20 protein-coding genes and 2 tRNA genes are annotated in these 22,152 nt (G+C 67.0%); 6 read left to right on the forward strand and 16 right to left on the reverse strand.

Annotated elements, in window-relative coordinates; all coding sequences use genetic code 11:
* Positions 1 to 216 precede the first annotated feature (216 nt).
* On the forward strand, positions 217 to 1,410 hold the full coding sequence (locus B146_RS0120430) for a methyl acetate hydrolase AcmB (protein WP_019998343.1): 1,194 nt from the start codon (positions 217 to 219) through the stop codon (positions 1,408 to 1,410).
* 36 nt (positions 1,411 to 1,446) lie between these two features.
* Here B146_RS0120430 and B146_RS0120435 read toward each other — a convergent pair whose 3' ends face one another.
* Positions 1,447 to 3,045: a DHA2 family efflux MFS transporter permease subunit gene (locus B146_RS0120435; protein ID WP_019998344.1), complete on the reverse strand. Its 1,599-nt coding sequence runs from the start codon at positions 3,043 to 3,045 to the stop codon at positions 1,447 to 1,449.
* A 160-nt stretch (positions 3,046 to 3,205) separates the two neighbouring features.
* Positions 3,206 to 4,447 carry an HlyD family secretion protein gene (locus B146_RS0120440; protein ID WP_019998345.1) on the reverse strand — a complete coding sequence of 414 codons (1,242 nt, stop codon included), beginning with the start codon at positions 4,445 to 4,447 and terminating at the stop codon, positions 3,206 to 3,208.
* A 135-nt stretch (positions 4,448 to 4,582) separates the two neighbouring features.
* Between B146_RS0120440 and B146_RS0120445 the strand changes: the two genes are divergently transcribed.
* Positions 4,583 to 5,242 (forward strand): TetR/AcrR family transcriptional regulator, encoded by a 660-nt coding sequence (locus B146_RS0120445; protein ID WP_019998346.1) that lies wholly within the window; start codon positions 4,583 to 4,585, stop codon positions 5,240 to 5,242.
* Positions 5,239 to 5,691 (forward strand): NUDIX hydrolase, encoded by a 453-nt coding sequence (locus B146_RS0120450; protein ID WP_019998347.1) that lies wholly within the window; start codon positions 5,239 to 5,241, stop codon positions 5,689 to 5,691. Before B146_RS0120445 ends, B146_RS0120450 begins: the two co-directional genes overlap by 4 nt.
* Before the next feature lie 21 nt (positions 5,692 to 5,712).
* On the opposite strand, the gene yihA is transcribed toward B146_RS0120450, so the two are convergent.
* From yihA to rpmH, 5 genes are all read right to left on the reverse strand, one after another.
* A complete protein-coding gene (gene yihA / locus B146_RS0120455) occupies positions 5,713 to 6,390 on the reverse strand; it encodes a ribosome biogenesis GTP-binding protein YihA/YsxC (RefSeq protein ID WP_019998348.1) in 678 nt (225 codons plus the stop codon).
* Positions 6,387 to 7,028 (reverse strand): CatB-related O-acetyltransferase, encoded by a 642-nt coding sequence (locus B146_RS0120460; protein ID WP_019998349.1) that lies wholly within the window; start codon positions 7,026 to 7,028, stop codon positions 6,387 to 6,389. Before B146_RS0120460 ends, yihA begins: the two co-directional genes overlap by 4 nt.
* A gap of 111 nt (positions 7,029 to 7,139) precedes the next feature.
* The gene (gene yidC, locus B146_RS0120465; RefSeq protein ID WP_019998350.1) at positions 7,140 to 8,939 is read right to left on the reverse strand and encodes a membrane protein insertase YidC; all 1,800 of its coding nucleotides are present in this window, start codon (positions 8,937 to 8,939) and stop codon (positions 7,140 to 7,142) included.
* Positions 8,939 to 9,292, reverse strand: a complete 354-nt coding sequence (gene rnpA / locus B146_RS0120470) for a ribonuclease P protein component (protein WP_019998351.1) — start codon at positions 9,290 to 9,292, stop codon at positions 8,939 to 8,941. Before rnpA ends, yidC begins: the two co-directional genes overlap by 1 nt.
* A gap of 43 nt (positions 9,293 to 9,335) precedes the next feature.
* Positions 9,336 to 9,470, reverse strand: a complete 135-nt coding sequence (gene rpmH / locus B146_RS0120475) for a 50S ribosomal protein L34 (protein ID WP_019998352.1) — start codon at positions 9,468 to 9,470, stop codon at positions 9,336 to 9,338.
* A 439-nt stretch (positions 9,471 to 9,909) separates the two neighbouring features.
* Between rpmH and B146_RS0120480 the strand changes: the two genes are divergently transcribed.
* The 3 genes from B146_RS0120480 to B146_RS0120490 all read left to right on the forward strand — a co-directional run bounded on the left by B146_RS0120480 (position 9,910) and on the right by B146_RS0120490 (position 11,735).
* Positions 9,910 to 11,352 carry a sensor histidine kinase gene (locus B146_RS0120480; protein WP_019998353.1) on the forward strand — a complete coding sequence of 481 codons (1,443 nt, stop codon included), beginning with the start codon at positions 9,910 to 9,912 and terminating at the stop codon, positions 11,350 to 11,352.
* A 178-nt stretch (positions 11,353 to 11,530) separates the two neighbouring features.
* A tRNA-Arg gene (locus B146_RS0120485) sits at positions 11,531 to 11,607 on the forward strand.
* A 51-nt stretch (positions 11,608 to 11,658) separates the two neighbouring features.
* Positions 11,659 to 11,735 (forward strand) — tRNA-Arg (locus tag B146_RS0120490).
* A gap of 328 nt (positions 11,736 to 12,063) precedes the next feature.
* Here the strand turns inward: B146_RS0120490 and B146_RS0120495 are convergent.
* From B146_RS0120495 to B146_RS0120535, 9 genes are all read right to left on the reverse strand, one after another.
* Complete coding sequence (locus B146_RS0120495; RefSeq protein ID WP_019998354.1) at positions 12,064 to 13,422, reverse strand: mandelate racemase/muconate lactonizing enzyme family protein; 1,359 nt, start codon at positions 13,420 to 13,422, stop codon at positions 12,064 to 12,066.
* Between the two features lie 101 nt (positions 13,423 to 13,523).
* Positions 13,524 to 14,600, reverse strand: coding sequence for an ABC transporter ATP-binding protein (locus B146_RS0120500; RefSeq protein ID WP_026358807.1), 1,077 nt, complete (start codon positions 14,598 to 14,600; stop codon positions 13,524 to 13,526).
* Between the two features lie 71 nt (positions 14,601 to 14,671).
* Complete coding sequence (locus tag B146_RS0120505; RefSeq protein WP_019998356.1) at positions 14,672 to 16,021, reverse strand: ABC transporter substrate-binding protein; 1,350 nt, start codon at positions 16,019 to 16,021, stop codon at positions 14,672 to 14,674.
* Between the two features lie 34 nt (positions 16,022 to 16,055).
* Positions 16,056 to 16,901, reverse strand: a complete 846-nt coding sequence (locus B146_RS0120510) for a carbohydrate ABC transporter permease (protein ID WP_019998357.1) — start codon at positions 16,899 to 16,901, stop codon at positions 16,056 to 16,058.
* The gene (locus B146_RS26835) at positions 16,901 to 17,863 is read right to left on the reverse strand and encodes a carbohydrate ABC transporter permease (protein ID WP_019998358.1); all 963 of its coding nucleotides are present in this window, start codon (positions 17,861 to 17,863) and stop codon (positions 16,901 to 16,903) included. The genes B146_RS0120510 and B146_RS26835 overlap by 1 nt, the downstream gene beginning before the upstream one ends.
* A gap of 379 nt (positions 17,864 to 18,242) precedes the next feature.
* The gene (locus B146_RS0120520) at positions 18,243 to 18,875 is read right to left on the reverse strand and encodes a DAK2 domain-containing protein (RefSeq protein WP_019998359.1); all 633 of its coding nucleotides are present in this window, start codon (positions 18,873 to 18,875) and stop codon (positions 18,243 to 18,245) included.
* The gene (locus tag B146_RS0120525) at positions 18,875 to 19,870 is read right to left on the reverse strand and encodes a dihydroxyacetone kinase subunit DhaK (protein ID WP_019998360.1); all 996 of its coding nucleotides are present in this window, start codon (positions 19,868 to 19,870) and stop codon (positions 18,875 to 18,877) included. Before B146_RS0120525 ends, B146_RS0120520 begins: the two co-directional genes overlap by 1 nt.
* Before the next feature lie 90 nt (positions 19,871 to 19,960).
* Positions 19,961 to 21,070, reverse strand: a complete 1,110-nt coding sequence (locus tag B146_RS0120530; protein WP_019998361.1) for an amidohydrolase family protein — start codon at positions 21,068 to 21,070, stop codon at positions 19,961 to 19,963.
* Entirely contained in the window at positions 21,067 to 22,128 is a 1,062-nt protein-coding gene (locus tag B146_RS0120535) for an amidohydrolase family protein (RefSeq protein ID WP_019998362.1), read from the reverse strand. The genes B146_RS0120530 and B146_RS0120535 overlap by 4 nt, the downstream gene beginning before the upstream one ends.
* Between the last annotated feature and the right edge of the window lie 24 nt (positions 22,129 to 22,152).

Raw genomic sequence — 22,152 nt, forward strand, 5'->3', positions numbered from 1 at the left:
CGACGCCCCTCCCAAGACGCATATTGCCGACGATCCGAAGCTAGCAAAGGATCGCGCCGTCCCGCAATCCACGCGCTCGGGCGTGGTGAACTCCCGCCGAATTTCGACATTGCGCGCCGATACCCGACAGTCCCTCCCCCTCGCCTCGCTAGGGTCGTGGAGGCGCCCCGCGCCGGCGGGAGGCCGGACGGGGGCATCGCGTCAGGGAGGAAATCCATGTCCGACACCATTCAGACCGCGGCTCAGGCCGTGCTCGATCGCACCGTCGCCGCACAGCCGAGCGTGCCCGGCGTCGCGGCCGTCGTCACCGACCGAACCGGCAATCTCTTCGAAGGCGCGGCCGGCCTGCGGGAGGCGGGCGAGGATGCGGCGATGACGCCCGACAGCGTCTTCGCCATCTTCTCCACCACCAAGGCGATCACCGGCACGACGGTTCTACAGCTCGTTGAGGAAGGCCGGCTCGATCTCGACGCGCCCGCCAAGGCCTATGCGCCGGCGATCGGCGAACTGCAGGTGCTCGACGGCTTCGAAGCGGACGGCACACCGCGCCTGCGGCCCCCCAAGCGCGACATCACCACGCGCATGTTGATGCTCCACACCGCCGGCTTCGGCTACGACTTCTTCAACGAGCGCTACAATCGCCTCGCCGAGGCCGGCCGCCAGCCGAGCGTCATCACCGCCTCCCACGCCGCCTTGAACACGCCGCTCCTGTTCGACCCCGGCGAGGCCTGGGAATATGGCAGCAATATCGACTGGGCGGGGCAGGTCGTGGAGGGCGTGACCGGGCAGCGGCTCGGCGAGGTGATGAAGGCCCGAATCTTCGAGCCGCTCGGCATGGAGGACACGGGCTTCGTCCTCTCCCCCGCCATGCGCCAGCGCCGCGTCACGATGCACCAGCGCGACGAGGCCGGCGCCCTCACCCCGCTCCCCGATTTCGAGCTGCCGCAGCCGCCCAAGGTCGACATGGGCGGGCACGGGCTCTACTCGACGGCGCTCGACTACGCCAAGTTCATCCGCATGTGGCTGAACGACGGGGCCGGGCCTGGGTCCCGCGTGCTTGAGCCCGAAACCGTCGCCATGGCCGAGCGGAACGGCTTGGGAGAGATGAAGATCAAGGGCCTGCCGGGCGTCATCCCGGGCCTGTCGAACTATGCCGAGTTCTTCCCGGGAATGCCGAAATCCTGGGGCTTGACCTTCATGATCAACGACGAGGACGCGCCGACCGGCCGTCCGGCGGGCTCGCTCGCCTGGGCGGGCCTTGCCAATCTCTATTACTGGATCGACCGGCGAAACGGCATCGGCGGCTTCTGGGCGACGCAGATCTTCCCCTTCGCCGACCCGGCTTCCGTCGGCGGCTATCTCGATCTTGAAACGGCTGTCTATCGCAGCCGCCTCGCCGACGCGGCCTGACGGCAGATCGAGAGCCTCCCTGCGGGAGGTGGGCGCCTAGTGGGCGTCCACCTTCACGTTCCCGCCCGGCCGGCGGATCATGATCGTGAGGAAGCACAAGCCGACGAAGAGCGCCGTCAGCGCGACGAAGACGTCGCCGAAGGCCATGACGCTCGCCTCGCGGTGGATCAACCCGCTCATCTGCTGCAAGGCAACATTCGTTCCGTCGAGGCCGGCGGCGTTGAAGCTCGAGGCCATGTCGCTCAGCCGGTCCTCGGCGACTTGGCTGCCCCAGCGCACGCGCTCGGCCAGACGGTCGTAATGGAGCGCCGTGCGGTCGTTGATCATCGTGTTGATGATCGCGAGCCCCACAGCGCCGCCGAGATTGCGCGTCAGATTGTAGAGGCCGGAGGCGCCTTTCATCTTCTGCGGCGGCAGCGTGCCGAGGGCGATGTTGTTGATCGGCACCATGGCCATCATCAGGCCGAAGCCGCGCAGGATCTGCGGGATGAAGAGTTCGTAGAAGTCCCAGTCGTGCGTCAGCCCGCTCATGAGCCAGGTGCCGAGGCCAAAGGAGGCAAAGCCCATGGCCATCATGACGCGCGGGTCGAGCTTGGAGGAGAGCTTGCCCGAGATCGGCGCGGTGAAGAACATGGCGAGGCCCGAGACGAACATGGTCTCGCCGATCATCAGCGAGTCGTAGCCCCGGATGCGGCCGAGATAGACGGGGTAGAGATAGGTGAGGCCGTAGAGGCCGACGCCCATGATGAAGGAGAAGAGCGAGCCGAAGGCGAAGTTGCGGTTGGCGAAGGCCGTGAGATCGACGATTGGCTCCTTCGCCGTGAAGGCGCGGTAGAGAAACAGAAGCGCGCCGGCGACGAGGATCACCGTCATGACGACGATGGTCTGGCTGTCGAACCAGTCGTCGAGCGGCCCTTCTTCCAGGACATATTCGAGCGAGCCGAGGAAGGCCGCCATGCCGAGAAGGCCGAACCAGTCGAACTTGGAAAAGAGCGACCATTCGGGCTTGTCGAAATCCACGAGATTCCAGACCGCCAGCGTGACGAGAATGCCGAAGGGCACGTTGATCAGGAACAGCCAGTGCCAGGACAGGGCATGGCTGAGATAGCCGCCGACCGTCGGGCCGATGGTCGGGGCGAGCGTCGCCACGAGGCCGATCATCGGCGAAACCACGGCGCGCTTGGAGGGCGGGAAGATGGTGAAGGCCGCCGCGAAGACGCTGGGGATCATGCCGCCGCCGATGAAGCCCTGCACGGCGCGGTAGAAGATCATCTGGTCGATATTGGTGGCGGTGGCGCAGAGCGCCGAGGACAGCGTGAAGCCGGCCGCCGCGAGCGTGAAGAGGATGCGCGTCGACATCATCCGGGCGAGGAAGCCCGACAGCGGGATCATCACCACTTCGGCGATCAGATAGGCGGTCTGGACCCAGGCGATCTCGTCGGTCGAGGCCGACAGGCCCGCCTGGATCTCGGCCAGCGAGGCCGAGACGATCTGAATGTCGAGAATGGCCATGAACATGCCGAAGACCATGGCCATGAAGGCCAGCATCCGGCGCATGGGGATCGTGTCCCCGCCCCCCGAGGTCGGAGTGGCCGGGCTCTGCGGCAGTTTGGTGTCGGCGGTCACGGAGGACATGGCGCTTGAGCTCCCGCCGGGAGCCTTAGGCCCCGGCCATGGAAACGAACAGGCAGGCGAGCGGGTCGCCCCCCATCGCTCATGCGGGCGGGGTGCGATCAGGGCGCGGCAAACGGGCTGCGCCCCCGGGCGCTCAGGGCGTCCGGGGGAATGCGGTCGATTACTGGGTGTTGGAGGTCTGGGCGTCGGCGGTCTTGGCCGCGCCCGGCGCGGTGCGCGTGTCCACCGCGACCTTCACCGACAGGCCGGGGCGAAGCAGGCTCGCCTTCTCGTCGCTGCCGTCGATGGCGATGCGCACCGGCACGCGCTGCACGATCTTGGTGAAATTGCCCGTGGCATTGTCGGCCGGCAGAAGCGAGAAGACCGAGCCGGAAGCCGGCGACAGCGAGGCGACCGTGCCTTCGACCTCGACGCCCGGCATGGCGTCGACCTCGATGCGCACCTTTTCGCCGAGCGCGATCTGATGGAGCTGCGTTTCCTTGAAATTCGCGTCCACATAGACCCGGTCGAGCGGGACGACGGCGGCCAGACGCCGGCCGGGCGACACGAGATCGCCGGGCTGCGCCGAGAGATTGCCGACGACGCCGTCATAGGGCGCGCGGATCGTCGCGAAGGACAGGTCGCGCTCAGCCTGGTCGCGCGCCACCTGCAGACCCGGCAGGGCCGCTTGCGCTTCCACGATCTGCGCGTCGAACACGCCGACATTGGCCTTGGCGGCCGCGAGCGAGGCCTCGGCCCCGGCGAGCTTGGCGTCGGCCTGCGCCTTGGCCGAGCGGGCCTGATCGAGCGGGGCTTGCGCCACCGCGCCCGAGCGCACCAGATTCTCGGCGCGGCCGAGATCGAGCTGCGCCTGGTTGACGCCGGCCTCAGCCGCCTCGCGATTGGCTTGCGCTTCCGCCACCTGCTGCACCGCCGCCGACTGCTGCGCCTCGATACGCTTGATCGTGGCGTCCTGCGCCGCGATCTTGGCGTCCGCCAGTCGGGCGGCCAGCGCGTAATCGCCGCCGTCGATGACGATCAGCGGATCGCCGGCCTTCACGGTCTGGTTTTCCTTCACGGGAACCGACTGGACATAGCCCGTGACCTTGGGCGACATGATCGCCATGTCGGCGCCGACATAGGCATCGTCCGTCGTCACGAGGAAGCGCCCGTCCACCCACCATTGATGGCCGTACCACGCGCCGCCGCCGATCGCCGCCAGAAGCACCGCGCCGAGAAACAGCTTCTTCAAGGCGCCACCCTTCTTCCTGGGCGCGGCGGCCTTGGCCTCCGCCACCGGAGCGGCGGGCGCGGTTTCGGTCTTGCGGCCGACGATCTCGAGCTTGGGCGTGTCGGAGCGGGCCGGCCGGTCGGTCGGGGCGCGTTCAGTCGCGTCGGGCGCGTCAGGTGCGGACTTGGTCATTTCGGAAACCCCAATCGAACCGAACCGTTCGGTTCGACGTTGACATAACCGTGATGGATGGGCATTTCAAGTCGAACACGGCTCTGACGCATAACTTAATGCGGCACGCTTAAGATTCTTCCGAAGGACCGCTCGATGAGCCTTGCCACGTCCCCCGCCTCGCATCCCGCCGACGGTCGCTGTCCGGCGGGCGAGGACCCGGCCAAGCGCCGGCAGATCCTGGACGGCGCGCGGCGCGCCTTCGTGCGCATGGGCTTCGACGCTGCCTCGATGAATGACGTGACGCGCGAATCGGGCGTCTCGAAATCCACCCTCTATGTCTATTTCCGCTCCAAGGAGGAGCTCTTCGCCGCCCTGATCGGCGAGGAGCGCGACCGCTACTTCTCGGAAGTGGAAGCGCTTCTGGTGGATGCCGAGCACCCGCAGGAGACGCTGACGCGCTTTGGCGAGCGCTTGGCCAAGCTCGTCATGTGCCCGGAAGCCATGCATGCCAAACGCACGGTGATCGCCGTGGCGAGCCGGATGCCGCAGCTCGGCCGCGACTTCTATCGCCACGGGCCGCAGCGGGGGCTCGCTCTCCTCACCGCCTATCTCGACAAGGCCTGCGAGGCGGGGACGCTCGCCATCGAGGACCGCGCGCTCGCCGCCGCGCAGTTCATCGAACTCGCCACCGCCGGATCGCTTCGCCGCCGCTTCTTCGACGACGAGGTGCCGGAAGCGAGCGAGGCGGAAATCCGCGCCATCGTCGCCTCCGGCGTCCGGCTCTTCATGGCCGGCTACGGCGCGAGGGCGTGAGCGTGGCGGGGCGCAAGAAGCGCATCAAGACCAAGGTCATCGGCCTCGCCCTTCGCGATGGCCATCTCCTCGCCTTCGAGGTGACCGACGACAAGGAGCGGCTGCGCGGCGTGCGCCCGCTCGGCGGCTCGATCGAATATGGCGAGACCCGCGAGGAGGCGCTGCGGCGCGAATTCCGCGAGGAGCTCGATACCACAATCGAGATCACCGGCGAGTGGACCGTGTTCGAAAGCCTCTACGAGAAGCAAGGCGAAATCCGGCACGAATTCCTGTTCGCGGCACCGATCCGGCTTCTCGACCGCGACATTCCGCTGGATGGCGAGGCGACCTATCTCGAAGGCGACGGCTCGCTTTGCCGCGCGCGCTGGTTCGCGCTGGAGGCTCTGGCGCGCGGGGAGCCCAAGCTCTTTCCCGACGCGCTTCTTCCGTTTCTTCTGGAGCGCCCGTAGCGCTCGAGAGTAGAGCCGCGCTCAGCGACCGAGCGCGAATTCCGCAATCACGGCCTGCACGTCCTCGATGCCGAAGCCCTTTTCCGAGGAGGTCGAGAGGATCGTCGGATAGGCGGCGGGCCGCTTGCGGATCAATTCGCGCGTCGCCGCCTCGAGCTTGGGCATGGCGAGCGCGGAAATCTTGTCGGCCTTGGTGAGGACGATCTGATAGGACACGGCCGCCTTGTCGAGAAGCGACATGACCTCGAGGTCGTTCTTCTTGATGCCGTGGCGCGAGTCGATCAGCACGAAGACGCGCTTCAAGGTCGCGCGGCCGCGCAGATAATCGAAGACGAGCTTGGTCCAGGCGTCCACCTGTTCCTTCGGCGCCTGGGCATAGCCGTATCCGGGCATGTCGACGATTGCGACCGGCGGCAGGTCCGCCCCTTCCCCGCTGAAGCCGTCGGGCACGAAATAGTTCAGCTCCTGCGTGCGCCCCGGCGTGTTCGACGTGCGCGCCAGACCGCTCTGGCCGACGATGCCGTTGATCAGCGAGGACTTGCCGACATTGGAGCGGCCCGCGAAGGCGACCTCGGGCGGGCCTTCCGGCGGCAGGAACTTCATGGCCGGCACGCCGCGAATGAAGACCCAGGGGCGGGCGAAGAACAGGCGGCGACCCTCGTTGGCGGCGGTCGGATCGTTGGCGGGGGTCTGGCTCATTCGGCTCGCTCCAGGGCGTCGATGTCGGCGCCGCGAATGGCGGCAAGGTTTCGGGTGATGCGCTCGATCGGCCAGTTCCACCAGGCCACGCGCAGAAGGCGCTCGATCGTCTCGGGCGCGAAGCGGCGGCGGCGCTCCACCGCCGGATTGCCGGCGACGATCGCATAGGGCGCGACGTCCCTGGCCACCACGCTGAAGGCGCCGATCACCGCGCCGTCGCCGATCGTGACGCCCGGCAGGATCACCGCTTCCGCGCCGATCCAGACGTCGTTTCCGATCACCGTGTCGCCGCGCAGGCCCGCCGTGATCGTGCCGATGTCGAAGCCCTCCTCCCAGCCCTCTCCGAAGATATTGAAGGGAAAGGTCGAGAAGCCCGACAGGGCGTGGTTGGCGCCGTTCATGACGAAGCGCGCGCCGGTAGCGATGGCGCAGAAACGGCCGATCCGCAGCGTGCCGCCGAGAAAATCGTAATGGTGGAGGACGTTGCGCTCGGCAAAGAGCAGCGCGTTCTCGGGATCGTCGTAATAGGTGTAGTCGCCGATCTCGATCTTGGGATCGCGGATCAGGTTCTTGAGAAAGACGATCCGCTGGTGCGCCGGCACGGGATGGATCGCCTGGGGGTCGGGACCGAAGGGCATGGGTTCTCAGCTATCACGGCAGCGCGGCGCGGGTCCAATCCGGCGAACGAAAAAGCCGCCGACCTCCAGGGTCGGCGGCTTCGGGAAAGAGCGGGAAGGGCGAGCCCTTCGTCAGGCTTTGCTTCGGCTGAAGACGCCCTTCAGATTGTCCCACAGCTCGATCTTGGCGCCGTAGCGCTTCATGATGATCGACTGCTGGATGATCGAAAGCGTGTTGTTCCAGGTCCAGTAGATCACGAGGCCGGCCGGGAAGGAGGCCATCATGAAGGTGAAGATCACCGGCATCCAGGTGAACACCATCTGCTGCGCCGGGTCCGGCGGCGTCGGGTTCAGGCGCATCTGGATGAACATCGTGATGCCCATCAGGATCGGCCAGACGCCGACCATGAGAAGATGCGGCAGGGTGATCGGGATCAGGCCGAACAGGTTGAACAGGCTCGTCGGATCGGGCGCGGCGAGATCCTGGATCCAGCCGAAGAAGGGTGCGTGCCGCATCTCGATCGTGATGTAGAGCACCTTGTAGAGCGCGAAGAACACGGGGATCTGGACCAGAACCGGCCAGCAGCCTGCCGCCGGATTGATCTTCTCCTCCTTGTAGATGCGCATCATCTCCTGCTGCTGCTTGGCGCGGTCGTCGGCATATTTCTCGCGCAGCTCGGTGAGCTTGGGCTGCACGGTCTTCATCTTGGCCATCGACTTGTAGCTCTTCGACGCCAGCGGGAAGAAGAGGAGCTTCAGCGCCACGGTGATGAGCAGGATGGCGACGCCGAAATTGCCGGTCAGCGTATAGAGATGGTCGATCGCCCAGAACATCGGCCGGGTGATGAAATAGAACCAGCCCCAGTCGATCAGCTGGCCGAAATGCGAGATGCCGAGATTGCTCTCGTAGCCGTTGATGACGTCCACGACCTTGGCGCCGGCGAAGACGCGCGAGGTGGAGGCGAGCGTCGCGCCCGGCGCGATCGTCTCGGGCTCGTGCAGATAGTCGGACTGGTAATAGGCGCGCCCGTCCGAGGAATAGCGGAAGTTCGGCTGGAACGTGCCCTGGCCCTGCACCGGCACGAGCGCGGTCGCCCAGTACTTGTCGGTGATGCCGAGCCAGCCGGTCGCGGTCGGTGCGGGGGAGACGCGCTTGTCTTCCTCGATATTGTGGTACTTGACCTCCTGCAGGCCCTCCTCGCCGAAATGGCCGAGAAGCCCCTCGAACAGGACGTAGGCGGCGGCGACTTCGGGCTTGGAGAAGCGCACGACGCGGCCGTAGCGCGAGATCGCGACCGGCGCGGTTCCCGTGTTCTGGACGCTGTCCTCCACGGTGAACATGAACTTGTCGTCCACCGAGATGCGCCGCGTGAAGGTCAGACCCTCGCCGTTGGTGCTGGTCAGCGTGACGGGCGTCGCCGGCGTCAGCGTCTGGCCCGGCGCGGCCTCCCACAGCGTCTGCGGGCCCGGCAGGGCGCCGACATTCTGGCCGCTATAGCCGAGTTCGGCGAAATAGGCGTCCTTGCCGATCGTCTCGGGCGACAGAAGCACGATGGTGGGCGACGATTCGTCGACCGTCTCGTGGTAGCCCTTGAGGCGCAGATCGTCGAGGCGGGCGCCCTGGAGGTTGATCGAGCCCGAAACCGAGGGCGTGTCGATCTGGATGCGGGGGCTGGCGGCGAGCGCGGCGTCGCGCGTCTGGCCGGTGACTTCCGGCGTCCTCGACGTCGGCACCACGCTTTCGCGACCGGCCGGAGAAAGGGCGGGGTCCTGCGCGGTTCCGGCCGGGGTCGTCGGCGTCTGGAGCGTCGCCTGCGACTGCTCGGCCTGACGCTGCGCCTCCGTGCGCGGACTGATGACGAAGAACTGCCACCCGACCATTACGGCGATCGAAAGCGCCATGGCGATCAGGAAATTGCGGCTGTTTTCCATTATTCACTTCCCGAAGGGGGCGTTGGCGCCTTCCGTTCCGCTGACCTGGCCTTGGACACGCGACGCGACAATTCGCCGGCGAGCGTTTCGAAGGGCAGCGAAAGAAGATCGCGGCGGGCGACGATCACATAGTCGAAGCCCGTCGCCATGTCAGCCCCGCAGCGGATGCGGATCGCCTCGCGCAGGCGGCGACGGATGCGGTTGCGCTCGACCGCATTGCCGACCTTGCGCGTCACCGTCAGACCGTAGCGCGGCTCGTCGCCGTCGCCCCGGTCCAAAGCTTCGATCAAAAAGAAAGGGCCGTTCAAGCGACGGCCCTTGCGCACCGCGAGAAATTCGGCGCGCGTCTTCAAACGGCTGGCGATGGGACGATCCCTCGCGAGACCGGGCGGCCGGTCAGGCCGACAGGCGCTTGCGGCCGCGGGCGCGGCGAGCCTGGATGACCTTGCGGCCGCCGACCGTCGCCATACGGGCGCGGAAGCCGTGGCGGCGCTTGCGGACGAGCTTGGAGGGTTGGTAAGTGCGCTTCATCGTCTTTCATCCCGCGCCGTGCGGGCCTCTGGCAAAATCAATGGTTCAAGAACTGTCGAACGCGCGAAACTGCCGGCGAAGGCTTCCCTTCGCGGCTCAGCATTCGGTCTTCGGCCGGCCTTGTGCGGCAGATAGGGCCCAAAGTCAATCCGCCGCCGCCCGCCCCATGCCGGTTTCGGGCGAAGGTTTCGATTCCGGCGCGCCAGCGCGCGTTAACCCTGCTCCGTGAAATTCAGGCCGCGACGAGTGGGTTCGCACGGTTTCGTGACAATTGGATGGGTCCATTCTACATCAAACGGGTGAATTCGCCGGATCAGGGAACGGCCGGTCCGCTCGGCACGGTGTCGCGCACCCGAGCGGCGGCGTCCGGGGATCGGCGAACGGGCCCGACGCGGCATCACGCGGGGGCTTTTTTGGAAGAGGTGGCTTGAGACGGATCATGAGAGATCGCGCCGACGAAGCCGATCACGCGCCGCTGACACGACCGCGCTGGCGCCACCGCCTGTCGGTGCGCCTGTTCGCCGTGACGGCGCTTGCCGTGATGGGCGCCGAAGTGCTGATCTTCGTGCCCTCGATCGCCCATTTCCGGCAGGAATGGCTGGAAGCCAAGCTCGAAACCGTGTCGGTCGCCTCGCTCGTCGCCCAGTTCGGCGAACAAGGCCTCCTTCTCACGGCCGAACAGGAAGTCGACCTTCTGGAAGCGCTGGACGCGCGCCTCGTCGCCATCCGCCGGCCGGGCGAAACGCGGCTTCTGGCCCGCGCGGCCGATCTCGGGCCGGTCAGCCGCACGGTGGATCTCGGCAAGGAGCAGTTGCTCGCCTCGATCGGCATGAGCTTCGAGGCGCTTCTGACGGGCGGCGACCGGTTGATTCGGCTGATCGGCCCGATCGGCGACGGGTCGATGTCGGGCGAGATCGTCATCGACGAGCAGCCGCTCCATCGCGCCATGCTGGTTTATTCCGGCAACATCCTTCTCCTGTCCCTCTCCATCGCGAGCTTCGTGGGCGCGCTCGTGTTCGGCGCGCTCAATCTGTCGCTGCTACGACCGATTCGGAGGATGGTCAGCGCCATGCAGCGCTTCGGCCGCAACCCGGAGGACCCCGAACGGGTGATCGTGCCAGCCCGGCGCGCGGACGAGATCGGCATTGCCGAGCACGAACTCGCCACCATGCAGGCGACGCTCGCCCGCACGCTGCGCGAACAGCGGCATCTGGCCGATCTCGGTCTCGCCGTGTCGAAGATCAATCATGACCTGCGCAACATCCTGGCCTCGGCGCAGCTGATTTCCGACCGCCTTTCCACCCTGCCGGACGCGCAGGTGCAGCGCTTCGCCCCCGCCCTGATCCGCTCGCTCGACCGCGCGCTCGACTACACGCAGTCTGTGCTCGCCTATGGAAGGGCGACGGAAAGCCAGCCCAAGCGTCGGCGCGTCCATCTGCGGCTTCTCGTGTCGGAAGTGTTCGAAAGCCAGAACACGCATCCCGAGCGCCCGATCGACCTCGTCAACGCCGTGCCCGAGGGGATGGAGATCGACCTCGATCCCGAGCAGTTCTTCCGCGTCCTGTCCAATCTCGTGCGCAACGCGGTCCAGTCGATCGAGAGCGACGAGGCCGAAGCGCTGGTACGCCGCGTCACGATCTCCGCCACCGCCCTCCCCGCCTCCGATCGCATCACCGTGGAGGACACGGGTCCGGGCGTCAGCCCCCGGGCGCAGGAGAATCTGTTCCAGGCCTTCCGAGGCTCGACGCGGGCTGGCGGCACGGGGCTCGGCCTCGCCATCACGGCCGAGATCGTCCAGGCCCATGGCGGGCGGATCGCCCTGTCGAACGAGACGGCGGCGGGCGCGCGATTCGAGATCGACCTGCCGCGCGAGCCCGCCTGACGCCGCCGGCCGGGCGCCCGCCCCCTCCTCGCCATGCCCGAACGCCGGGCTTTCCGGCTCCCGATGCGCCCCGTTCGGGCTTCGTCATTTTTCTTTCGTCTAGCCGCTTGCATTCGCCACGGCTCGGGGGTACCAAGCGCTCACGAACGGCCGAGGCCAACGCCTCACCGCTTCATCGGCGCCCGTAGCTCAGCTGGATAGAGCACCAGACTACGAATCTGGGGGTCAGAGGTTCGAATCCTTTCGGGCGCGCCATACTATATTTGACGAGTTGAACGGTCGGGCTCACGCCCCATCGCTTCATCGGCGCCCGTAGCTCAGCTGGATAGAGCACCAGACTACGAATCTGGGGGTCAGAGGTTCGAATCCTTTCGGGCGCGCCATTTCTCGTCGAGAGCTGCGAACCATCCCGTTTCCACCCGCGCTTTGTACGTTTCGTCCTCAGCTGACTGGAAACGTCTGGCGCGCGTGCGGCCCGACCGATTCCCGGGCCGTCCGGCCGCTGTCCCGGCACCGGGATCTCGAACAGGCCGCGCGTGTCCATGGACGCCAGGGGAGCGGCAGCGTTCGCCGCTCATGGCTCAGTCGACAAGCCCGCCATGCGCTCGGACGTGCGCCGCGCCGCCCAACGGGCAGGCCGCGACTGTGCCCCCCGTTTGCAGCACGGCCCGTCCGGTTCGATGTCGAGCCGATGGACTGGCCCAGTGGAGCCTAGCGGACCAACTGGGTCTGGTAGCGCGGAGGATCGACGCGCTCGAAGCCGATCTTGCGCTTGCTCCAGGCTTCGGTCGATTGGAACAGGGTGTTCGGCTCGCGCAGATTGGCCTCCACCACGTCGAGATTGAGATCGAGGCCGAGGCCCGGGGCGGTCGGCACCTCGACATAGCCGTCGGTGAGGTAGTCGTCGGCAAGGCCCGTCACGAGATCGCCCCAGAAGGGCACGTCGAGGCCGTGATGCTCGACCGCCATCAGGTTCTGGATCGAGGCGGCGCAGTGGACATTGGCCATGAAGCCGATCGGCGAGCAGCAGGAATGCAGCGCCGTCGGCAGGCCGTAGCGATTGCCGTAGTCGGCGATGCGCTTGGTCTCCAGCATGCCGCCGGACGTGAGAAGGTCAGGGTGAAGGATGTCGAAGGCGCGCGTCTCGATCGCCTCGCGGAAGCCGTCCCAGAGATAAAGGTCCTCGCCGCCGGCAACGGGGGTCAGAAGCGCGTCCGCCACCTTCCGGTGGCCGGCGATGTCGGACCAGGAGACGGGGTCCTCCACCCAGGCGAGATTGAAGGGCTCCAGCGCCCGACCGATGCGGATCGCCTCGTCGGCGGTGACATAGCCCTCGCCGAAGTGATCGACGCAGAGCGACACGTCGCTGCCGACCTCCGCCCGAACCGCCCGCACGGTTTCGACGGCGGCCTCGATCCCCTTTTCCGAAATGCGCGCGCCCGGACCGGAGCCGGGAACGCGGACCGCTTTCGCGAGGTCGTATTCGTGGCGCGTGGGCGAGCCCATCAGGCCATCGGCGGTCGCCTCGAACAAACGCGGCGGCAGATCGAACTTGATGAAATCGAAGCCCATGTCGGCGCGCGCCTTCACGGCCTTGGCGTAGGCGTCCGGCGTCATCTCGGTGGGCGCGGGCGTGTCGCTGTAGATGCGCACGCGGTCGCGATAGCGCCCGCCGAAGAACTGATGGCAGGGCACGCCGTAGGCCTTGCCCACGAGATCCCACAGCGCGATCTCGATTCCCGATACGCCGCCCCCTTCCCGCCCATGGCCGCCGAAGCGCCGCATGACGTTGAAGATCATGTCGACATTGCAGGGGTTCTGGCCGAGCAGGAAATGCTTGAGCTGGAGCGCGCTCTCGGGATGGCCCCCGTCGCGGATCTCGCCGAGGCCGTAGAGCCCCTGGTTCGTCTCGATGCGGATCAGCGGATAGTAGCAGATGCCGGTGACGACGGCGATCCGCATGTCGGTGATCCGCAACTCGCTCGGGCGCGAATTGAGGCTCGCGGCATTCTCGATCAGCTCGGCCGAAGTCGGGTTGCGCAGGTGCCCGCCCAGAAGATGCTCGGTCACAGGTGTACTCCTTGGCTGAAGCATTCCCCCGGGAAATGCCCGCTTCGCATTCGATTGAAACGTCCGGCGCAAAGCCCGCCGGTTGGTTCGGTTCGGTTGGTTCAGTGGTTCAACCGCGCGCCGGTGCCGCGATGGAAGACATGCACCTGCTCGGGCGCGATCGAGGCCTCGAAGGGGCTGCCGGGATCGACGTCGCGCTCGCCATCCATCAGCGCGACGACATCCTGCCCGCAGAATTCGAAGGTGACATGGGTCAGGGCGCCGCTCGGCTCGACGAAGCGCGTCGGCCCGGCGAGCCGCGCCCCCTGGCCCTGGGCGAGAAGATGTTCGGGGCGAAGGCCCAATGTGATGGGCTGGCCGTCCTCGACGCGCGCGGTGGGCGCGACGCGGATCAGTTGCCCGTCCGCCAGACGCGCGGCCGGCGCGCCGGCGTCCTGCGTCGCGGTGGCCTCCAGGAAGTTCATCGCCGGCGTGCCGATGAAACCGGCGACGAAGAGGTTGGCCGGCTTGCGGTAGAGCGCGAGCGGACTGCCCTGCTGCTCGATCCGGCCGCCATGCATGACGACGATATGGTCGGCGAGCGTCATGGCCTCGATCTGGTCGTGGGTGACGTAGATCGAGGTGGTGCGAACCTTCTGATGCAGGAGCTTGATCTCGGCACGCATCTGCACGCGGAGCTTGGCGTCGAGATTGGAGAGCGGCTCGTCGAACAGGAAGACCTTGGGGTTGCGCACCACGGCGCGTCCCATCGCGACGCGCTGGCGCTGGCCGCCCGACAGCTGGGACGGACGCCGGTCGAGAAGGGGCTGGAGCCCCAGCATCCGCGCGGCCTCGCCCACCCGCGCCTCGATCTCGGCCGGCTTCTTGCCCGCGAGCTTCAGGTTGAAGCCCATGTTCTCGCGAACCGTCATGTGCGGATAGAGCGCGTAGTTCTGGAACACCATGGCGATGTTGCGCTCGCGCGGGGTCAGGTCGTTGACCACCGTATTGCCGATGGCGATGTCGCCATCGGTGGTTTCCTCGAGCCCGGCGATTATGCGCAGAAGCGTGGACTTGCCGCAGCCGGACGGGCCGACCAGTGCGACGAAGGCGCCATCGGCGATCGACAGGTTGATGTCGTGGATGACGTCCACGCTTCCGAACGACTTTCGTACGCCGCGCAAATCTACCGAAGCCATGCCGTTCTTCTCCCGAGTGTCTTTGAAGCTTCGCCGGGCGCTCGTCGCGCCCGGCAATGGTCGGCCAAGGGTCAGCCGGCGCGGCGCATGGCGCGCTCCCAGCCGGACGCCACCTCGTCCAGAGCGTCCTTGGCGGAGGCCTGGCCGAGATAGGCCTTCGACAGGCCGGCCCGCAACTGCGCTTCGAGCGCGCCCCAGTTCGGGTCGCGCGGGTTGGCACGCGCCGTCTTCAGCTGCTCGGCTGCGGTCGAGGCCCAGGCGTAGGACCCCGCGATTTCGGGGTCGTTCAGGACGGACAGGCGCGCCGAGGCGTTGCCCTTCTCCATCGAGCGCTTGGCCCATTCGCGGCTGGTGATGAACTGGACGAACTCGAAGGCCCATTCCTTGTTGGCGCTCCGCTCGGGAACGGCGAAGCACCAGCCGCCGAGCGAGGAGCGGCTGTCGGCCGCCGACTGCGCGCCGGGCACGGTGGAATAGGCCCAGAGCCCGCGCGTGCGCGAGGCCTCCGCCTTGTTGATCGGCGTCGCCGAGGCGTTGAGGACGAGGCCCATGGCGTAGCGGTCGTTCTGGGCGTTGGCGATGATCTCGTCCCACTCCCAGGTCAGCGCGTCCGGCGGGATCGACTTGTCGGTGTTGATGAGGCCGGCGACATAGTCGAGCGCCGCCACCGAGTTCTCGTTGTTGATCCAGATGTCCCGCTTGGCGAGGTCGTAGAAGCCGCCGCCGCTGGACAGGAGATAGGGACCGAAATGATCGACGATCGCGCCGCCCTGGCGGGCGCAGATGCCGACGCCGTAGCGATTGGGCGCGCCCGCCTCGGTGAGGCGCCTGGCGGCCTCGCGGTACTCGGCGAAGGTGCGCGGCGGCTGCGCGATGCCGGCGGCCTCCAGAAGGTCCTTGCGATAGTGCAGGATATAGGTCGTGCTGCGATAGGGGATGCCGCGCTGCACGCCGTCGTAGCTCGCGAGGTCGATCGAGGCGGGCGAGAACTCGTCCATGCCGAAATCGGCGGCGTAGCGACCGCCCGCCGTCTTCATCAGCTCGTTCACGTCGGCCATGTAGGGATGCATCCAGCCGATCATCGACGCGCCCATCTGCACGACGTCGAAACTCGTGGTGCCGCCGCCCGTCAGCTCGGCGCGCGCCCGCGTCACCATGGGCTCGTTGGGCAGCTGGACATATTCGACTTCGATGCCGGTCTCGCGGGTGAAGGCGGGGATCGCGTCCTGGATGATCGTGCCCTTCCAGGGCGCGGTGTCGCCGATCACGGTGAGCTTGCTGGGCTTGCTCTGGGCGAGCGCGGGGCGATAGGCCCCGAACGCCGTGGCGCCCAGCGCCAGCCCGGCCGCGCCCAGCATGAGGCTGCGCCTGTTCATCGTCGGCATCGCACTTGAGCCGTTCGGCCGCTTGGTCTCGTTCATCAACTTGGTCCTCCCACCGCGTTGTTGCTTCGGATTACTTGACCGCTCCCGACGAAAGCCCCTGGACGAGGTGCTTCTGGACAATGAGCGAGAAGATGATGACGGGGATGATGACGAGCATGCCGGAGGCGGTGATGGCGCCCCAGTTCGTCCCCGTTTCGCCGCCGGCATAGCTGGCGAGCAGCACGGGCGACGTCCGCGTCTGGTTGCTGGTCAGGATCGCCGAGAAGATGAAGTCGTTCCAGGCCAGCAGAAGCGACAGGATCGAGGCGGTGACGATGCCCGGCCGCGCCAAGGGCAGCGCGATCTTGACGAAGGTCAGCATGCGCGAGGCGCCGTCGATATAGGCGGCCTCCTCCAGCTCCTTCGGCAGGCTCGCGAAATAGTCCTTCATCACCCAGACGATCAGCGGCAGGCTGAGCGTCGTGTAGGCGAGGATGATGGCAAAGCGCGTGTTGGAAATACCCATCGCCTGGAACAGGACGAAGATCGGCAAGAGGATCGCGATGGGCGGCAGCATGCGCATCACGAGAAGCGCGATCATCGCGACGTTCTGCCCGCGAAAGCGGAACCGGGCGAGCGTGTAGGACGCCGGCACCGCGATCACCAGCGACAGGAGCACCGAGGCGGTCGTGGCGATCAGCGAATTGACGAAGGACGCCATGAAGTCGCTGCGGGTGAGAACCTCGACATAGTTCTCGAAGGTCGGGACCCAGAAGAAGACCGGCGGATTGGTGAAGATCTGCTCGCGCGTCTTGAGGGAGATGCCGACGATCCACAGGAGCGGCATGAGGAACAGGACGAGGAGGCTGCACAGCCCGGCATAGACCAGCGTCTTGCCGATGATGTTGCGGCGGCGGGCACGGGCGGAACGGGCCATCACGCCACCTCCTTTCGGCGCGAGGCCATGATGAAGAACACGCAGAAGACGAGCACGATCAGGAGCATGACCCAGGACGCGGCGGCGGCGAGCGTCAGGTCGAAGGCCAGGAACGAGGCCTCGAACGTGTAGACGGAGAGAAGCTTGGTCGCGTTGGCCGGCCCGCCGCCCGTCATGACCCAGACGTTCTCGAAGGAGCGGAACTCGAAGATCGTCCGCAGCAGCAGGGCGACCACGACATAGGGCATCAGCAAGGGCAGCGTCACATGACGGAAGCTCTGCCAGCGGTTCGCCCCGTCGACGGCCGCCGCTTCCAGAGGCTCGCTCGGCAGCGACTGGAGCCCCGCCAGAAGCAGGATCGCGACGAAGGGCGCGTTCTGCCAGACATTGACGATGCCGACCGCGATGAGCGCGAGATCGGGATCGCCGAGCCAGACCGTGCGGGTGCCGAGCAGCGCGTTGACGAGCCCGTAGTTCGGATCGAGAAGCAGCTTCCAGGTCAGCGCCGCGACGATGGGCGTGATCATCATGGGCACGATCAGGGCCGTGCGGAAGAAGCGGATGAAGGGCACGCGGGCGTTGAGGAGCATCGCGATGCCCAGGCCGATCAGAAGCTCCGCCAGAACCGTGATCGCGGTATAGCCGATCGTGAGCATGAGGCTGGAGCGGAACAGCGGGTCGGCGAAGAGGTCCTCGTAGTTGCGAAAGCCGACGAACTCGCCGCCGAGAAGCGGCTTGCTGATCGACCACCCCTGGAAGCTCAGGATCAGCGAAAACAACAGCGGAACGCCGAAGACGAACAGGCTGAGCAAGACGGTCGGCAGCACCGTCAACGGCACGAAGACGCGGTCGTAGATCTTGGTCAGACGGTTGCGACGCTCCGCGCCGGCATCATCCTCGCCCCTGCCCTCTTCCACGAACGGGTCGAGACGCGCAGCGGTGCCGGCTTCCTGGATAGCCATCGGACCCTCCCTTGTCGCCCGGACCCCTTGTTGCCCGGGCCTGTCGAGGCCGGTTCGCTCCCTTTTGGGCAGGTCCGGCACTTCCTCTTTGTTTCAATAAGCTTGGCTTAATGCCAAACAGATCGCAAGGTATTTGTTGCTCTAGTTAGGTAAAAAGACCGCGCTCGGGCATTGATCCCAACTCGAACGATCACGGGCCCTCATCCGCATGGCAGCAGGCGGGCATGCCCGAGGCTTCCCGCCTGGGCCGTCCCAAATTCGGGGTTCATGCGCGAGCCCCGATCTGCGCTGCCATGTCGTCGATCGACTTTTGCCTCGGCCATTGGCGGCCCGTCTCGCGTCGGATGCAACGTGGCCGGAGCGAACGCTCCAGATTTTGTTAGGTTCGTTGCTCTTCTGTTTGGTCCAGCATCGATAGGGCGGACGAGACCCGTACCAGCGCAAGCATCCCCGGATCGTCCAGACCGACGCTGCGTTCGGCGAAGAACTTCGCTCGCCCCATGCGGCAGGGCCGATCGCGAAACTCCGCGAGCACGGCTTCGCCGGCCGCCGCGGCGTTCCCATGGGCCGATGGCGCGTCGCTCACGCCGTCGAGCGCCGTTGCCAGCGCATCCAGCGCGTCGAGCACCGTCTTGTCGCCGAGCGCGGCGCCGCCGCGCGCGAGGCAGGCGTCGCGCGCGGCGGCGAGATGGCCCGATAGCTCCGTCCAGTCCACGCCGTCCCGCCCCCTGGTCCGCTTCGACAGCGTCATCAGCGCGGTCGCGACCAGCGTGCCGAGGCTCGACCCCGTCGCGGCCATCGCGGCACGGGCGAGCGCGCCGAAGGCTTCGCTGGGGCTTGCCGCCCGTTCGACACCGGAAGCCGCCATGGCTTCGGACAGGCGCACCAGCATCGAGCCGGTGTCGCCATCGCCGAGCTTGGCGTCAGCGGCATTCAATGTCTGCTCCAGATCCAGAAGCGCCTTTCGTGCGCGCGCCGCTCCGGCCGCGATGGCGCCGACCGTCACGTCCATCAGCCGACCCTCCAGAAGGGGCACTCGGCGGGGGCGTCCAGAAGCGCGGCGAGTTCGTCGTCGAGATGAAAAAGGCTGATCGAAGCGCCGGCCATCTCCATGGACGTCACGAAATTGCCGACCAGGGGACGATGGATCGAAAGACCGAGCGAGCCCAGGCGCTCGGCGACCCGGCGATACAGGATGAACAGCTCTTCCAGCGGCGTCGCGCCGAGGCCGTTCACGAGAACCGAAACCCGGCCGTCCGGCGCGGGCAGATCGGCGAGCAGCCGGTCCACCATCTCGTCGGCGATGGCGTCGGCGGGTTTCAGCTTGTCGCGCCAGATGCCGGGTTCGCCGTGGATGCCCATGCCCATCTCGATCTCGTCGTCGCCCAAGGTGAAACTCGGCTCGCGGGCGGCCGGCAGGCGGCAGGGTGCCAGCGCCACGCCGATCGTGCGCGTGGCGGCGACGGCCTTGGCGGCAACGCGGGTGACCTCTCCGAGGTCGGCGCCGGCTTCGGCCGACGCGCCGGCCGCCTTGTAGGCATAGACGATCCCCGCGACGCCCCGACGCCGGCCGATGTCGTCCGGCGTGCCACTCGCGATGTCGTCGGTGCCGAGAACCGTGGTCGTCTCGACGCCTTCGTCCTCCAGCATTTCGCCGGCCATGTCGAAATTCATGCGGTCGCCGCCGTAATTGCCATAGAGGCGCAGGACGCCGCGCCCGCCATCCGCGAGCCGAATGGCGTCCATGCAGCTCGCCGCGTTCGGCCCTTCGAAGACATTGCCGATCGCGCACGTATCGAGAAGGCCCGGCCCGACATAGCCCGTGAAGAGCGGGAGGTGGCCGCTGCCGCCGCCCGAGGCGATGCCGACCTTGCCCGGGCGAATGCCGGCGGCGCGGCGCACCACGCGGCCGGCGGTTCCGTCGCGCCGCAACGAGGGCTGGGCGGCGACGAGGCCGTCGAGCATCTCGTCGACATAGGCCGAAGGGTCGTTGATCAGCTTCTTCATGGGCGGTCCTCGGAGCGTGGGGCCGGTCGCGCTCCGACGCTCCGTCAAGGCGGCTCGAGCGGGAGGCACAGGGCGATGGATGGGAAAGGATCAGTCGAGATGGGCGTAGAAGGCCCTGGCATTGTCGTGGAAGATCATCTGCCGCTCTTCCGGCGACAGGCGCATCGGCAAGGCGCGGTCCGGGTCGTCAAAGTCCCAGTGCGGGTAATCGGTGGCGAACATCATGCGATCGAAGCCGATCCACTCGAAGAGGCGCCGCAGATCGCCCTTGCGCTCGGGTTCTTCCGAAGGCTGCGTCGTGAACCAGACGTTGCGGCGGATATAATGCGACGGCGGATGCACGCAGCGCGGCGTCTCGGCCCGCATCTTGCGCCAATGGGCATCGAGCCTCCAGGTGAAGGACGGGACCCAGGCAAAGCCGGCCTCGATGATCACGATGCGAAGCCTGGGAAACATCTCGAAGATTCCTTCGAGGATCATGCTCGCGAGCTGCGCCTGCGCGCTGTGGATCAGGACGTGGTGGTCCTCCACGTAATAGTCCGGCCAGCCGCCCGGCGTCGGCGCAAAGGCGGAAGGGCCGCCGATATGGAAGCCGATCGGCAGGTCGTGGCGCTCGGCCGCCGCGAAGATCGGCCAGTATCGCTTGCGCCCGATCGGCTCCAGCGAACGCGAGCCGAGCTGGACCTGCGCGAAATCGGACCTCTCGGCGCGCCGCTCGATCTCGGCGACCGCCCCTTCCGCATCTTCGGCGCAAATGTGGATCGAAGCCTTCAATCGGGGCTCGCGCGAGGTGAAGGCGTCCACCTGCCAGTCGTTGGTCGCCGCGCACATCGCCGTCGAGAGATCGGTGTTGCGCGGATTGTTGGCGTTGACGATCGGCAGAAGGATGGCGCGATGGATGTTGTGCGCGTCGAGATGCTGCTCGCGCAGGAAGGCGAGATCGGAGCCCGGCGGCTGGCCGTTCGGCGGCCAGGCGTCGCGCCGGGCGGTTTCCGGCGTGAAGCGCGGATAGGCGCCGCGCCCGGCATAGACCCCGTGGGTCAGGGCGCCGAACGTGTCCAGAAAGTCGCGCCATTCCTGAGCGAGATACGGGTAGAGCGCCTTTCGATGCGGCAAGGCGGGATGGACGTCGCTGTCGATGAGGGATGGCCGGGACGCCGCGTTCGAGGCGATGTCCGGGGCGGGGGCGGCCGCACTCATGGGCGCGCCTCCGAAAGGCGGGGATAGGTCGCGAGCGCGTTGTCGCGGCGGATCTTCTCCAGAAGCCGGGCGGGAATGCCCGGCGGCAGAACCGCGTCGCCCTCGAACTGCCAGTGCGGATAGTCCGAGGCGAAGAGCAGCATGTCGTCGCTGCCGATCTGCTCGATCACCTGTTCGAGGATCGCGGGGTCGGCCGGCGCATCGATCGGCTGGGCCGTCAGGCGCACGTGCCGGCGAACGATCTCGGCCGGCGATTCCGAGATCCAGGGCACTTCCGGGCGCAGCGCCCGCCATGTCTTGCGCGCCCGCCACAGGAAGCCGGGCAGCCAGGTCACGCCGGACTCGATGAGAACGATCGTCAGCTCGGGAAAGCGGAGGAACGTGCCGTGATGGATGAGGCTGAGGAGCTGGCTTTCGAACCCCTGCGTCTGCCCCGCATAGTCCTGAAGCTGATGGGTCGGCCAGCCGGTGGAACTCGGCGCGAAGCGATACATCGATCCCGCATGGAGGCCGACCGGCAGCTTGTGGCGCACCGCCGCCTCGAAGATCGGATCGTAGAAGGACTTGCCGAGCATCATGTCGAGCGAGACCGGCAGGAGAACCTGCACGAAGCGATGATCCTCCGCGACGCGCTCGATCTCCTGCGCCGCCAGATGCGGGTTCTGCGCCGGCACGAGGATCGAGGCGCGAAGACGGGGCTCACGGTCCAGCCATTCGCGGGCGATCCAGTCGTTCGTCGCCGCGCACAAGGCCGCCGCCATCGTCTCGCTGAGCGCGAAGGCGCCGCCGAAAAACGGGTTGCAGATGGCGAGCTCGCTGCCGAAGCCGTCCAGCGCCTCTCGCCGCAGCGCCTCCAGATCGCTGCCCGGCACGACGCCCTCTTGCCGCCAATCCGGGCGGCAGGCGAGCGGCGCGCTCGGTGGGTAGCTCGCGGACTGAAAACCGTCCTGCCCACGCGAGGTGAAGCTTTCGCGCCAGTAATCGTCCATATGAGAGAGGAGCGCAGCGATGCCGGGCACGGCCGGATGGATGTCGCAGTCGATGCTTCCCGAAATCAACGAACCCTCCCCCGGACGCTCCGC

Source organism: Aureimonas ureilytica DSM 18598 = NBRC 106430, from assembly GCF_000382705.1.
GTDB lineage: Bacteria > Pseudomonadota > Alphaproteobacteria > Rhizobiales > Rhizobiaceae > Aureimonas > Aureimonas ureilytica.